This is a genomic window from Paenibacillus sp. G2S3 (genome assembly GCF_030123105.1).
Lineage (GTDB): Bacteria > Bacillota > Bacilli > Paenibacillales > Paenibacillaceae > Paenibacillus_AQ.
Genome location: NZ_CP126095.1, coordinates 2,041,129 through 2,054,939 on the forward strand (window position 1 = coordinate 2,041,129; position 13,811 = coordinate 2,054,939).

Annotated in this window: 11 protein-coding genes; 6 read left to right on the forward strand and 5 right to left on the reverse strand. The window is 42.4% G+C overall.

The window, feature by feature from the left end; all coding sequences use genetic code 11:
- Window positions 1–57: 57 nt before the first annotated feature.
- Both QNH28_RS08795 and QNH28_RS08800 read left to right on the forward strand, forming a co-directional pair.
- A complete protein-coding gene (locus tag QNH28_RS08795) occupies window positions 58–2,013 on the forward strand; it encodes a beta-glucoside-specific PTS transporter subunit IIABC (protein ID WP_283911032.1) in 1,956 nt (651 codons plus the stop codon).
- A 251-nt stretch (window positions 2,014–2,264) separates the two neighbouring features.
- Complete coding sequence (locus tag QNH28_RS08800) at window positions 2,265–2,603, forward strand: hypothetical protein (protein WP_283911033.1); 339 nt, start codon at window positions 2,265–2,267, stop codon at window positions 2,601–2,603.
- Between the two features lie 41 nt (window positions 2,604–2,644).
- Here the strand turns inward: QNH28_RS08800 and QNH28_RS08805 are convergent, their stop codons facing one another.
- A complete protein-coding gene (locus tag QNH28_RS08805; protein ID WP_283911034.1) occupies window positions 2,645–3,334 on the reverse strand; it encodes a Crp/Fnr family transcriptional regulator in 690 nt (229 codons plus the stop codon).
- A 79-nt stretch (window positions 3,335–3,413) separates the two neighbouring features.
- Here QNH28_RS08805 and QNH28_RS08810 point away from each other — a divergent pair, with 79 nt between their 5' ends.
- The gene (locus QNH28_RS08810; RefSeq protein ID WP_283911035.1) at window positions 3,414–4,166 is read left to right on the forward strand and encodes an HAD-IIB family hydrolase; all 753 of its coding nucleotides are present in this window, start codon (window positions 3,414–3,416) and stop codon (window positions 4,164–4,166) included.
- A gap of 375 nt (window positions 4,167–4,541) precedes the next feature.
- Here the strand turns inward: QNH28_RS08810 and QNH28_RS08815 are convergent, their stop codons facing one another.
- From QNH28_RS08815 to QNH28_RS08830, 4 genes are all read right to left on the reverse strand, one after another.
- Window positions 4,542–5,741: an MFS transporter gene (locus QNH28_RS08815; protein ID WP_283912091.1), complete on the reverse strand. Its 1,200-nt coding sequence runs from the start codon at window positions 5,739–5,741 to the stop codon at window positions 4,542–4,544.
- A gap of 66 nt (window positions 5,742–5,807) precedes the next feature.
- Complete coding sequence (locus QNH28_RS08820) at window positions 5,808–6,425, reverse strand: sugar O-acetyltransferase (RefSeq protein WP_283911036.1); 618 nt, start codon at window positions 6,423–6,425, stop codon at window positions 5,808–5,810.
- A 66-nt stretch (window positions 6,426–6,491) separates the two neighbouring features.
- On the reverse strand, window positions 6,492–7,448 hold the full coding sequence (locus tag QNH28_RS08825; protein ID WP_283912092.1) for an ROK family protein: 957 nt from the start codon (window positions 7,446–7,448) through the stop codon (window positions 6,492–6,494).
- Window positions 7,449–7,808: 360 nt separating this feature from the next.
- The gene (locus QNH28_RS08830) at window positions 7,809–8,318 is read right to left on the reverse strand and encodes a GNAT family N-acetyltransferase (protein WP_283911037.1); all 510 of its coding nucleotides are present in this window, start codon (window positions 8,316–8,318) and stop codon (window positions 7,809–7,811) included.
- Between the two features lie 123 nt (window positions 8,319–8,441).
- On the opposite strand from QNH28_RS08830, the gene QNH28_RS08835 reads away from it, so the two are divergent.
- The 3 genes from QNH28_RS08835 (at window position 8,442) to QNH28_RS08845 (ending at window position 13,664) form a co-directional block, all read left to right on the forward strand.
- Window positions 8,442–9,308 (forward strand): LysR family transcriptional regulator, encoded by an 867-nt coding sequence (locus tag QNH28_RS08835; protein ID WP_283911038.1) that lies wholly within the window; start codon window positions 8,442–8,444, stop codon window positions 9,306–9,308.
- Between the two features lie 160 nt (window positions 9,309–9,468).
- Window positions 9,469–12,555: a hybrid sensor histidine kinase/response regulator gene (locus tag QNH28_RS08840; protein WP_283912093.1), complete on the forward strand. Its 3,087-nt coding sequence runs from the start codon at window positions 9,469–9,471 to the stop codon at window positions 12,553–12,555.
- Window positions 12,552–13,664 carry a response regulator gene (locus tag QNH28_RS08845; RefSeq protein WP_283911039.1) on the forward strand — a complete coding sequence of 371 codons (1,113 nt, stop codon included), beginning with the start codon at window positions 12,552–12,554 and terminating at the stop codon, window positions 13,662–13,664. The genes QNH28_RS08840 and QNH28_RS08845 overlap by 4 nt, the downstream gene beginning before the upstream one ends.
- The last annotated feature ends 147 nt before the right edge of the window (window positions 13,665–13,811 follow it).

Consider the following 13,811-nt stretch of genomic DNA (forward strand, 5'->3'; position numbering starts at 1 on the left):
CGGAAGCGGCATCCTCTGGAAGAGGACTTGCGGCTCCGTTATTTTCCAAGCGCTCGAATGAAAACGGTTAAAGGGGAAGAGCATATGAAAAAAGACTACAAACAAATTGCTGAACAAATCATACATCAGGTCGGTGGGAAGGGAAATATCATTGATCTGGAACATTGCATGACTCGCTTGCGGTTCCGTTTAAAAGACAATGATAAAGCCGACAAGGAACAGTTGAACCGGATGGAAGCGGTAGCGGGGGTGAACGTAACGTCCGACCAATATCAGGTTATTATCGGCAATGAAGTAAATGCTGTTTATAAAGAAATTATTGATCTTAATGTGCAGAGTGCTGATGACAGCGGTTCTGGTAAGCCTTCGGGGAACGGCAAAGCCAAGGGAGTCTTTGGCCGGATCATTGATACGATTACCGGTTGTATGACACCAATGATTCCGGCGTTAACGGCTGCAGGGATGATTAAGGTCATTCTGTCACTGTTGACGACCTTCGATCTGATGTCTCCAGAAGCAGACACCTATCGAATCTTGGATATTATCGGGGATGCTGCATTCTATTTCATGCCTATTCTGTTAGCGGTTAGTGCTTCCCGGAAATTCAGAGTCAATACTTCGGTCGCAGTTATCGTCGCTGGTGTTCTACTCCATCCTAATTTCTCTTCCTGGGTGGCTTCCAAGGATCCGATATCTTTCCTGGGGATGACGGTACCGTCTGTCATTTATGCCGCCTCAGTCATTCCTGTCCTGCTGACAGTATGGATGATGTCCTATATTGAGAAATATATAGATCGAATCGTTCCGAATATGCTGAAAATTCTGTTGAATCCAACGCTGCTGCTGCTGATCAGCGCACCTTTGGCCCTAATTGTTGTTGGACCGCTGGGGAATTATGCCGGACAAGGACTGGCTTATGTGATTGAATTGATGCAAGGTACGCTCGGTTTTGTCATGGTGGCTCTTCTCGCCGCAGCATTCCCGTTCATTGTTATGACCGGGATGCACCATGCGCTCACACCGATTTTTATCTCTGCCTTCGCAGCCACGGGGCAGGAAGCCCTAATTCTGGTGGCTCAGGTCTGTGCGAACCTTGCTCAGGGTGGTGCTACACTGGCAGTTGCCATTCGCTCTAAGAGCAAATCGATGAAGCAGCTTGCATCGGCTTCATGGATTTCTTCTACAATGGGCATCACAGAACCAGCCCTGTATGGTGTAACCTTGAAGTTGAAGAAGCCAATGATTGCCGCTGCCATCTCAGCGGGCATCGCGGGCTGCTTCGCCGGGATTGTACATGTTACCTTGTATGTACCACAGAACAACCTTATGGCTCTGCTTGCTTTTTCTGGTGAGAGGGGAACTTCAAACATAATATACGGTGTGATTATGATGGTTATTTCCTTTGTCGCCGCATTTCTATTGTGCCTCATGCTCGGTTTCAAAGATGTTGAGGACGATAAGCTGGTATCAGCTTCAGCTTCGGAGTCCGGTGACAAGCCCGTGCAGGATTGGGTAAACAATGAAGCAACCCTCAGTGCTGACGAAACAGAAAAGGTTAATGCTACATTGTTGTCCAGTCCAATGACAGGTAGCGTATTGCCGCTCTCAGCCGTACCGGATGAGGCGTTTGCAAGTGGGGCGATGGGCAAAGGACTGGCGCTTGAGCCTTCTTTAGGGCAGGTAGCTTCGCCTATTGGCGGTACAGTTGCTACCCTGGCTAAATCGAAGCATGCTATCGCCATTGTTGGGCATGAGGGTACAGAAGTACTGATTCATGTGGGGATAGATACGGTTAAGCTGAAAGGTAAATACTTCAATCCTCTGGTTCAGCCGGGTGACACGGTGAAGGCAGGCGAGATCTTGATGGAAGTTGATCTGGAAAGCATCCGCCGTGAAGGCTTTAGCATTATTACACCGATCATCATTACGAATACGACTGAAACGACAGAAGTCATCAATCAGGCGGGTACTTCTGTGAAGATAAACGAAAAGTTGGCCTTGATTACACGTTAATATTAGGAAGTGATAGGGCCGATCCGGTTTTTAAGGATCGGCTCTTGCTGTTTCAGGATTTGAACCTTGGGGTGATCTTTTAGCTGTATAAAGTACAACTATGGAGGAGGCCTGCACAGTTACGACCAATCTAACTTTACATAACCTGCCGAGTGGGATCATACGCAGATCTACGGAGATCGTCTAATAGACAGCCGGATGAGATTTTTGTATCCTTAAATTAACAAATGTTAGAAAATGGGGGTGTAAGAATGAGAAGCAAACGTAAATTTATAGCTTTGTTATTTATTGCTTTGATAGTTATACTTTCAGCCTGCAATCATAGTAAACCTGCAATGTTGTCCATGAGTGAGTTGCGTGACTTAGCCCAAAAAGGCGAGGAGTTAACCTGGAAGGATTTTGATGCCTATTTTTTTGAAGAGGTTGGCTCAGGTCTACACATCCGTAAATATGAAATCGATAATGACTATTATGTACTCGTGGGTGGCGGGAGTATAGACTTAACTCCTATGTATATAAATCTTGTCAAAAGTAACGAAGAGAAGATCGATATCCGTTATGATGACATCGATCCTTTTATCCTCGATTAAGCAGTTACCCTAGCTAATTGATGGAATTACTAACTGCGCTCCTACTCATACCGTATTCCGTTAGACATTTCATCCAAACGCTCCCAATTGAGCACGACAATTTCTTGCTTAACTTTATATAAGATCTCCATCTCGGTGAGCCGCTGAATGACACGGTTTAAATGTCGGGGTGTAGTCCCAATTAACGAGGCTATATCTGGGATATAGGGCGTTTGAATTTCTTTTCCAAATTCCCGTTGAAGCTGTATCGTTAATAAATAACTTGCGAGTCGTTCCTCTACAGCGCCTAGTAAGTTTGTTCTTGATGCGGATGTGCAGGTTAGAAGTTTGTAAGAAAGATGTTTCAGCAATAAGTCTTTAAAGCTGTGGTTATCCATTAGGTCGGACTCAACCTTTTGTTTCGGGATGAATAAGAGGGTAGTTTGATGTACCGCTTCCACTTGGGATTGGACTACAACCTCTTGCACGAACTCAATATCTCCGAATAAAGACAAGGGTGAGCAGAAACGTAATAACAAGGATTTCCCCGTTCCCACACTGGAAGAAATCTTAGTTCGCCCCTCCACTTGAAAATAAATTCCGTCCAGCTCATCGCCCTCACGCAAAATGATTTCATTCTGCGCATAGATACGTAACTGGATAAAAGCATGTTTTGACGTCGTGAATACTTGATCTAGATTATTTTGTGTAATGTAATGTGCTATAAGATTTGGATCTTGAATAGTTTTCATTGCTTACTCCTTTTTGGACATCGGTCCTTTCCATTATATATGATCTCGTTAATATAGTGAAAAGGGGAGGTTATAGACTATGAAATTTATTTTTGATTTAGATGGAACGATCTGTTTTAGCGGTAAACCTTTGAGTGAACGAATCGTACAAGCCTTGGATGCACTTATTGAAAAAGGACATGAGGTTATTTTTGCGTCAGCCCGGCCTATTCGTGATTTATTACCTGTGTTACCGTCCCATATGCATCATTTTCCAATGGTTGGCGGTAATGGTGCGTTTATTGCAAAGGGCGGAGAGGTTGTTTCGACAATACATTTTGACCCCCAAACTTCGGAGAGTATCTTAAAGTTAATCGAAGAATTTGATGCTGCTTATTTGATTGATAGTCACTGGGATTATTCATATTCGGGTTCTGATGATCATCCGATTCGTAGAAATGTAGATCCAGAACAACGCGCCAAAAATGTTACTCCATCTGAGCTAGATGAGCTTGCGAAAGTAGTTATTTTGAGTAGTGTAAACGGGGAACAGTTATTAGATCAGCTACATAAACTACCTGTTATGATATATAGACATGGTCAAGAGGACATTATTGATATTAGCCCTAAAGGCGTAAATAAATGGACAGGACTACAACAATTGGGCCTAGAAACGCAGCGATTCATTGCTTTTGGCAACGATGCTAACGACATAGAAATGTTTAGACATTCCGCTCATTCGGTTTGTGTTGGAGAACACACAGAGCTTGGCGAATTGGCAACGGAAAAGGTGAGCAACGAAGAGGAGCAAATTGTTAAAAAAATGCTGGAGTTGATGGGTGGGCTGCAATAGGTGGCTTGGCGGTAATCGTTAGAGCAGATGCCATTGTTGCGTGAATCATACGTGCGAATTGTATGAATTTAATTACGCCTGACTTATGTTGCCGGACAGTATGGTCGCTATTTCGGGATCTAGCCTCTTTTGGCGGGAGGTTCGGACTCAGGGGGCGTTATCTGGTCCCAAAGCAGCTATTTATGAACAAAAACAACCCAATAACGCCTCTGGAGTCCGAAAATCTTCATATTCGCCTGTTTTTGAGCAAATAAGGTCATCTGAGTCCGATGGTGATCATGAACAGCGTTCGGAACAGTCTGGATCGGGAAGTTCTATGGTCCATTAAAAACCTGCCGATTAAATCGACAGGTTTTTTAAGTAATATAGATGAGGTTAGATAAGTTCTTGGCGGCGATGTAAATAACGATATAGCACACAACCTGATATCGCACATATTGCTGCACATAATCCGATAAAACCATAGCCAGCTTGAAGTCCGCGTAGCAAGCCTATTTGTGTCTCCGCACCGTAAAGCTTTTTTACACCTTCGATGACTGCTCCTATAGCATAGTTGCCGATTACGCTGCCCACTCCCATTAACGTGACTGTAAATGTGATGGCGGTATCGCTACCATGGGGATATCTCTTTGCGATAAAAGCCATAACCGTAGGATAAATCATTGCAATCCCGATGCCTGCTGCGGCGAATAGAAAGGCGAGCTTTTCTCCACCCAAAATAGCGGCAAATGTGCACAGGGCAGAGAAGGCTGAAAATATGATAAGCGATAGGTTGAATCCAATTTTATCTGTAACCGGCCCCAGCAGGAGCCTTGCTAACGAGAAGCAGAGAAAGAAGGTGGACAACATCCCAGAAGCTGTAACCGTATCCCATTTGTATGCTTTTTCAAGGAAATTTACGAGCCATCCGCCTACGGCAAGCTCCGATACTACTCCGAAGGACAGGATAAGGACCATTAGCCATAAAGCTGGATCACGGACTAACGATTTTAATGAAATTCGGTCCTCATGCGGAAGATCGTCACCCGGAAACGTACTCCGTAAGGCAAACAGAATAGGTAGCAGAGCTAAACTAAGCATTATTAAATACATTCCGCGCCAATCAAGAGTATGACCGAATACACTTACAGTCATTAGCCCTGTTGCCAGCAGTGGGGCTAACGTGGAACTAAATCCGTAAAAGAAATGGGATAAGTTCATCATGGTCCCGGTATTTTTAATAAAAATACGTGCTCCCAGAATGGCGAGTCCAATCTCAAGCATTCCGTTTCCGATATACATCAGGAAGTATGAAGCCGAGAAGAGGGGATAGCTATGGGAAATGTAAATTAGAACGCCAGAGAATATCATGGATGCGAAAGCAATAATACTGACAGCCTTGATCCCCCACTTACGAACCAATATAGCTGTAAAGGAACAGGCGATCAAATAACCTAGTGCATTTAAGGATAAAAGGGTACCTAGCTGCTTTTCATCTAGGCTGAAGTCAAACTGAATTCTGGGAATGGCTGGCCCTTTAATATTTTCTGATATTCCAAACACAATAAAACCCAAGAAGATCGTTGCCAATTGCATGGCATAAACCTTGTTAAATCCGCCAAAGCGCTTTTTCAACGTGAGAACCTCCAGGATCGGGTATCTTTATTGCTCGATGTCTCTGTAGTATTCTTCTTTAAGCTTTTCCCAGTGTTGTTTATCTTCATCAGTAATTTCTCTTAGCACTCTGCAAGGATTCCCGACCGCAATTACATTGTCAGGGATATCTTTAGTCACGACGGAGCCTGCGCCGATGATTACATTGTTGCCGATATTTACTCCAGGGTTGATTACGGCATTTCCGCCAACCCACACATTGTTTCCAATAGTAATCGGTGTACCGAATTCGAGCAGACTAATACGAACGTCCGCATCGATGGGATGTCCAGCGGTATATACACTTACTCGGGGTCCAAAGAGAACATTCTCACCTATGGTTACTTTTGCTACGTCCAGGATAATGCAGTCGAAATTAGCATAAAAGTTATTGCCAACGGTAATATTGCTGCCATAATCACAACGGAAAGGCGGCTCAATATACAACGATTCTCCCGTAGACTCGAATAATTGCTTAAGTAATTCTACTCTATATTCGCCTTGTTCTTCCGTCGTATTGTTAAATAAACGGGTGAGCATTCTGGATCTTTTGTTATCTTTAGCTAATTCTTCTCCACCAGCCATGTATAGCTTTCCTGCAATCATATTCTCTTTGTTAGTTGCCATTCGTAATTCCTCCTGATGTTCTTGTTTGTTTTAAATTCATGATGCAAATGCTAGCTTAATAAAAAATTACCGGCGCTTTTCAACCAGTTGCAACGAATAGGTCAAGCTTTCTAGCGTGATCGCAATTAATCCGTTCATGTAATAATCATCAGGGTGATCCAGCACAATTAGGTGAGGCATATGCTCCTCTGGAATGAATTCCAGACAACTTTGATAGATATGTGGCACATCCTCTTGTCTAACTTGTTCGCCTGTGAGCGCTATCGTCTCAGGGTTGATGACTGCCGTTAATGAGGAGATGGCATGAGCTGCCAATGGGATAAACGTTTCCGTCTGACCCAAACGAATGAATTGCTCCTCACGCGAGATTCCAAACGGTAAAAAAGAGACCTCGCCAGCAAATCTAGTATTGCCTTTGTGAATATGCCCGTCGATCATCATCCCAGCACCTGGAAAGGCTCCTTTGATAAAGGTCAACACGACGATGGTCTTATCCTCTTCGTAATCCTGTTGTTTATAGAATCCGTAAACAGTTAGATTCATGTCATTTTCGACAGTGACTTCGACCTCGTATTTCTCTCTGAGCAGTGATTCTAAGGGAGCATGAATTAAAGTCTTGATATCACAAATATTGATGACGCCTCGGTGAACCAGTCCGGGGATCCCAATACCCACTGCTTTGATGTTGTTATATTGGTGGATTAGTGTACCTACTAAATGATCTATGGTTGTAGCGTCAATATTCTCAGCTTTGATATATCCATCATCTACACGTTCGCCAACGGAATTGGTCACTGCGTAGGTTAAGGATTGCTGACCACCTTCAATTTTGGCATAGATGCACGCGATATAAGAAAAATCGACATTATAGATAAATCGTCTGGCTGGCCGACCTCCATTCGAAGCCTCCAGCTCAGTCTCAATGACTTCACCAGTCTCCATAAGCTCATTCAGAATATTTCCACAGGTGGCAATACTTAAACCGGTGGCGCTAGCAATCGTTGATTTGGTTCCTTCTTTCATCGACTTCAAGGCTTGCTTGATAAGTTCCTGATTTATCTTTTTAACACGAATAGAATTGTTTGCGATTTGGTTTATTTTAATCACCTCTAGACTTTTAAAAATGGTTATTAAAAGTGTTGTTAATACTATAACTTGGTGTTTCACAAATGTCTATATTAGTTGAACTTAAGATTTTTCTATTAAGGTAATTGCGTGACTGCGGTGAATGCTTGGACTTCCGGCCGCTGTTGTCCCCAGATTTCTTGATTATATCGTATTTCACGGTCGAAATCCGGTGACAAAGGCGGGCGCTATCGCTCCTACAGTTCCAAACTTCCCTCCGTCACTCTTCCTTTTAGATTGTTTTTAAGTTCAAAATGTCTAGCCAATAACTTTATAATAAAAAATTGTCGCATGTAATTCACCGTTAGCTGATATGGCATAGTTCGGGATTCTTCCTGCCTGTATGTAGCCCATTGAAGAATAGAGGAGATTGGAAGGGTCACCTTCTCTTGTATCAAGCACTAATAACGACCGTTCTTCCTCTTTAGCTCTTTCTTCAGCCTTTTGCATAAGTGAACGAGCAATACCATTACGGCGATAATTAGGGTGTGTCATCAGCTTTGCAATATCGGCTCGGTGTGTTCCGTTTGCTTTTGTACTTAAATGTAGTTGTACACTTCCCACGATAATATCATTCATTGTTGCGACAAAAAGGATTACATCGGAAGCTAAAACATTGTGCCAATATAATGTAGCAGCTGATGGATCTAGTGGTGGTAAAAAACCAATGGAGGCTCCATCCTCCACGACCTGTATAAGAAGCTCTGAAAGCTCATTTATAGATTCTTTAACCGTTAGTAATTGTTCGATGCTCACTTTGCTAACCATATAAATTCCTCCAGCACTTTTAAGTTTAAAATATAGCGAAATCATAACTGAATACTTATAATTTGTATAACGAATTTTATAGATCATAATCATTAATATTTTGAATCATAGAGGGTGCAATTCATGGATTTATCTCAATTAGAAGCTTTCTTGGCGGTATGCAGAATTCGAAATTTCACCAAGGCCTCAGAACATCTGCATATCTCCCAGTCTGCCGTTACTGCAAGGATAAAAGCTTTAGAAAACTCCGTGGGCAAGGTGCTCCTTACACGTGATAACCGGAATGTCAGCTTGACGCAGGCGGGGATTTCCTTTGTTCCATATGCTGAGCGAATGCTTCGTTTATTTGAAGAGAGCAAGGTGACCCTATCCGAGGAGCTGGAGAACTACATCATTCTGAGTGGGCCAGGGTCCGTCTGGCATTATTATTACCTGCAGCATATTCTTTCATTTAGACGTGATCATCCTAAGGTTGCTATCAAATTCCTAAGTTATATTGATTCCAGTTATATGATTCGTGATCTTTTACTGGATGGAATTGTGCAGATTGCGATTAAATATAACCCGCCGGAACACCCTAAGGTGACCAAACACCTCTTGTTTGAGGATGAGATTATTCTGGTCTCTACACAAATAAGAGAGGCAGCTGTATGCAGGGAGGATTTTTTTCAGCATGAGTATTGCCATTTAGAATGGGGAGATCCATTTCCGGAATGGTTTACTAGCATAGTTGGAGGGGGTTTTATGCCTACACTTCAGACGGATCACTCGATGATTATGCTGGACATGCTGCTACAAGGAGCAGGCTTTGGATTTCTACCACGATCTATAGCACAATCTTATCTCGATCAAAAAAAGCTATTTCAACTTCAATGTGTGTTGGACACACCAATCATAAAGGCCTACGCCCTTTATTTAACAGAGAATGCCGAAGATATACGTGTACGGCTTGGGCTGGAGATGCTTGGGGTGGATAGCATAAAAGAGTAGATAGACGTCTATTTAAGTGCCGATTATACTGAGTAACGCCAGCAACATACTAGAGTGGGTGGAATAAACTTACAGGCGGGGTTTTGAGAGATTTTTGTGAGAGCCGACGGGTAGAATGGTAGAATTACTCGCATAGAGAGGAGCCTGAAGGTTGAGATCGATGAAATATCGTGGAATAGTCGGGATGGGGTTGTTTTTTATCCTTGCCTTTTCCCTATTAGTAAGTATATATTCCCCAACGATTCAGGACCAAGAGACCCCGGTGGCTAAGCAGGGCGTACTGGATTTGTCGAAATGGGATTTTGAGAAGCAGGGACTAGTGGATCTAGACGGAGAATGGGAGTTTTATGAAAATGAATTACTGAGTCCAACAGAGATTCGGCAAAGAATAGATAAGAAATCTACCTATTTAACCGTCCCAGGCACATGGAAAGGCAAGATCATAGAAGATGGGATGCACCGTAAAGGGGCTGGCACCTATCGACTTAAAGTGTTGGTCAAAGATTCGGATGAGATTCTAGGTTTGAAAATAAGAAGTATCCGTATGTCTCAAAAGTTATTTATCAATGGGAAGCAGGAAGGTGAGAGCGGGGTTCCTTCAACGGACAGAGAGTCATTTAAGCCAGGAAATACTCCGTATACGGTATTTTTTCAATCTAATACCCAAGAGATAGAAATAATAATACAAGTGTCTAACTTTAACTTTATCACTGGGGGGATTGTGAATTCTATCCCACTGGGCGTACAAGCGGATATTACAAAAGTGAACAGCATTCAGATCGGGACAGACATTGGAATTATTCTGATTCTGGGTATGTTTGGGGCTTACCATCTCAGTTTCTATTTCGTTGGGCGTAGAGAAAAGGCCTATTTGCTCAGCGGTTTATATTTGCTTGTTCTCTCATTGAATAATTCTCTATATGGAGAGAAGTTATTTCAGCAGTTATTACCCTATGTCCCTTTTGAATCAACTTACAAGATGTTGGAAATAAGCCAATTTATCGGTTCAATTATCATTATTATGTTTTATTGCTCGGTAGAGTCCCGGTTGATGTCAAGTAAGAGAATGAGGATCGTGTTGTCTCCATTTGTCTTTTACTTGTTTTCGGTTTTGGTGCTGCCGTATGGTGTGCATATTCGAATGAAATATGTATTTGTAACCTATCTTGGAATCGTTATGCTGGCAATTATAGTAAGAATGATTTATTTGTATGTTCGCAGTCAAAGCCAAACGACAGATCGGAAAGAATTGTTTCTGTTTATTAGCGGTGCGATTTCGCTCCTGATTTTTTTCTTTGATGTAAGTCTTTATTCTGAAAATGTTCTGCAGACCGATTTGGTGGGTAAATGCGGTGTGATTGGATTTATTGTTTTCTTCAATATTATGTTAGCTGTACGATTCTCAAACACTTATGACAAGACGGAAACGCTGTCCCGTCAGTTACTAATCTCGAACCAGCTTAAAGATGAATTTCTAATGAACACCTCTCATGAGATCAAAACTCCGCTGCATGGGATTATGAATATGACCTCCTTTTTATTAGAAGATGGCGAAGATAATCTGTACCCAATACAGAAACAGAATCTTTGGTTAATTAAGGACACTTCTACAAAGCTGTCTATGCTCATTCAGGATTTAATTGATGTCAGCCTTTTGAAGCATGGAGAGTTAAGACTGCAACAGACCGTGGTTGATCTAAGAGTGGCCTCGCAAATTGTATTTGATGTATTACAGTTTGAGCTTGCGGGAAAGTCAGTTCGATTAGATAACCAGGTAGAACCGGATGTCTGGGTGCTTGCGGATGATAGCCGACTTAGGCAGGTAATGTACAATTTAGTTCACAATGCCATTAAGCATACGGATAAAGGATTCATTCAGATAAAAGCTTATGTAGAGGGAAATACGGTGTCTGTCACGGTTGAAGATACAGGAACTGGGATATCCCCTGATATGCATACAGCCATATTCGAATATTTTGAACAGGTCGATAAACCTCTTCCGCAAGATGGTTACACAGGAATGGGCGTTGGTTTGTACATTAGTAGGAAGCTGATCGAACGGATGGGCGGTGAGATTCGGGTGGATTGGTCTGAGATTGGCCAAGGCACTCGAATGATCTTCACATTGCCTAAAATTGAGCGGATCCCAGGCTACCGCGAAGTAGCAGCTACAGGGGTGGGGCAGCACGCGCAATTTGAGCATACCTCGCTTGATATTGTGGATCAAAGTGGATATACGATCCTAATTGTGGATGATGAAGCTTCTAATATCCATATTCTGCTGAACATTCTAAGACGGCATCATTACAATGTAATCACGGCGTTTTCAGCGAATGAAGCAATGGACAAAATGGAGCAATACCCAAATGTGGATCTAGTCATATTAGATGTCATGATGCCGGGTATTTCAGGAATTGAGTTGTGCCGAACCTTGAGGGTGCGTTACTCCATTCTGGATTTACCTATTCTGTTTGCTACAGTAAAAGATGCGCCAACGGATATTGCGCTAGGCTTCAGGGCTGGGGCGAATGATTATATAACCAAGCCTTTTGATGGAGAAACGCTGATTGCGAGAATTCAAACGCTGATTGCAATGAAAACATCGATACAGGAAGCTATACGAAATGAGTATGCTTTTCATCAAGCGCAAATCAAGCCTCATTTTCTGTATAACGCACTGAGTAGTGTGATCTCTTTCTGTTATACAGATGGAGAGAAAGCCGCCTATTTGTTATCTATGTTAAGTCAATACATTCGTTATATTCTCGATATGGACCGTTCCACTTTAGTTGTTCCTTTGCACCGGGAGTTAGAGCTAATTCAAGCCTACGTGGAGATCGAAAAAGCTCGTTTTGGAGAGCGGTTTGATTTTATTTTCAATATGGATGAGGGGCTGCGTTCTGTTGAAATTCCTTCCTTATGCATTCAGCCCTTTGTCGAAAATGCGATCAGACATGGATTGTTTGAAAAAGAGGGTCAGGGCAGAGTTTCGCTAACGATTCAAGCAGGCGGTAACTATATGAAAGTTATCATCGAAGATGATGGGGTGGGTATGCCAGATGATCTGCTATATCAATTAACCGGAGACGAGCAGTTGGATGGTAGTATCGGTATCCATAACATTCGAAAGCGTATAGGCGCTATCCCCGGAGCCACCCTTACAATTCATTCCGACCTTGGGTTTGGGACCAAAGTAACAATGTATTTACCAGCAAGCCTTGGGGGCATGGAGGGAGAAACACGATGATTCGTGTAGTGATAGTTGAAGATGAGAAACCGATTCTAAATTTGATGAAGGTACTGATCGGTCGTAATTCAGATTATGTCATTAGTGGGGCCTTCTCTAATCCAATGGAGGCACTGGAGTGTATACCTGATTTACAACCGGACGTCGTGTTTATAGATGTCGAAATGCCAAAGATGAACGGTATTGAGCTCGCGAGCAGAATTCAGAAGCTGATGCATCAACCGGAAATTGTATTTACAACGGCCTACAAAAATTATGCTCTGGAAGCGTTCGAGGTAAGTGCACTAGATTATATTCTTAAGCCGATAACACCCGAAGCGATCAACAGGGTCACTGAACGACTTGTTAAACGGATGAGACCGTCTGCTAAGCTTCAGCCAAAGAAAACGGGGCCGATGATCCGCTGTTTTGGTGGTTTTGAAGTTTGTGATTCCGAAGGCAAGCCCATTCATTTTCGAACACGTAGAGCAGAGGAATTATTCGCTTATTTTCTATGTAATGCAGGTCGTTATATTAGCAAATGGAAAGTGATGGATTTGTTGTGGCCGGATATGCAGGATGAGAGAGGTTCATCCAATCTGTATAATACGATTTACCTCTTGAAGAAGATGCTGAAAGAAAAAGGCTTCGGCATGGAAATCCGCAAAATGAATGATGGTTATATGCTAGAGACCGGAAATGAAAGTTATGATGCTCTTGATTATCAAAGGTTTCATTTAGAAATGGTTGAAGGGATGCAAGACACTGCCCAAATGGAGCGGCTTTGTTTTTTATATCAGGGGCCTCTGTTAGATGGGAAGCCTTATCTATGGAAGATTTCGCTGGAGGAAGCTTATTGCAAGCATTTTACAACCTGGACTCGGTTGCTAGTGGATAGTGATTGTGCCTCTCAGGACTGGCATAAAGCGGAGCAACGATTAGAAAAGTTCTTAAGCTTATATCCGCTGCATGAAGAAATGAACCAGCAAATGATTGATATTTATGCCAAACTCGGAAATAAAGAAAAGATTGCACGACTATATGAGAGATTCGAGACGGCTTATCGTTCGGAGCTGGGCATGGTTCCTTCATCGGAGTTTAAAGAGCGTGTAGCTTTATATCTGGTCTGAAATTTGATACGGATTTGGTATTTCTGAAGGTGTATGTTATTAGTATTAATGAATCTTCTATAAGTGATTAAATAATATTTTTTTAAAAGCACCCCTTACGCTGTACGGTATCTTTATACTGTTAGCAGTAAGGGGATTTTTTTGCGA

Coding starts and splice junctions, on each gene's coding strand:
- QNH28_RS08795 (WP_283911032.1), top strand. CDS start 58: ATGAAAACGGTTAAAGGGGAAGAGCATATGAAAAAAGACTACAAACAA.
- QNH28_RS08800 (WP_283911033.1), top strand. CDS start 2,265: ATGAGAAGCAAACGTAAATTTATAGCTTTGTTATTTATTGCTTTGATA.
- QNH28_RS08805 (WP_283911034.1), bottom strand. CDS start 3,334: ATGAAAACTATTCAAGATCCAAATCTTATAGCACATTACATTACACAA.
- QNH28_RS08810 (WP_283911035.1), top strand. CDS start 3,414: ATGAAATTTATTTTTGATTTAGATGGAACGATCTGTTTTAGCGGTAAA.
- QNH28_RS08815 (WP_283912091.1), bottom strand. CDS start 5,741: ATGCAATTGGCAACGATCTTCTTGGGTTTTATTGTGTTTGGAATATCA.
- QNH28_RS08820 (WP_283911036.1), bottom strand. CDS start 6,425: ATGGCAACTAACAAAGAGAATATGATTGCAGGAAAGCTATACATGGCT.
- QNH28_RS08825 (WP_283912092.1), bottom strand. CDS start 7,448: ATGAAAGAAGGAACCAAATCAACGATTGCTAGCGCCACCGGTTTAAGT.
- QNH28_RS08830 (WP_283911037.1), bottom strand. CDS start 8,318: ATGGTTAGCAAAGTGAGCATCGAACAATTACTAACGGTTAAAGAATCT.
- QNH28_RS08835 (WP_283911038.1), top strand. CDS start 8,442: ATGGATTTATCTCAATTAGAAGCTTTCTTGGCGGTATGCAGAATTCGA.
- QNH28_RS08840 (WP_283912093.1), top strand. CDS start 9,469: ATGAAATATCGTGGAATAGTCGGGATGGGGTTGTTTTTTATCCTTGCC.
- QNH28_RS08845 (WP_283911039.1), top strand. CDS start 12,552: ATGATTCGTGTAGTGATAGTTGAAGATGAGAAACCGATTCTAAATTTG.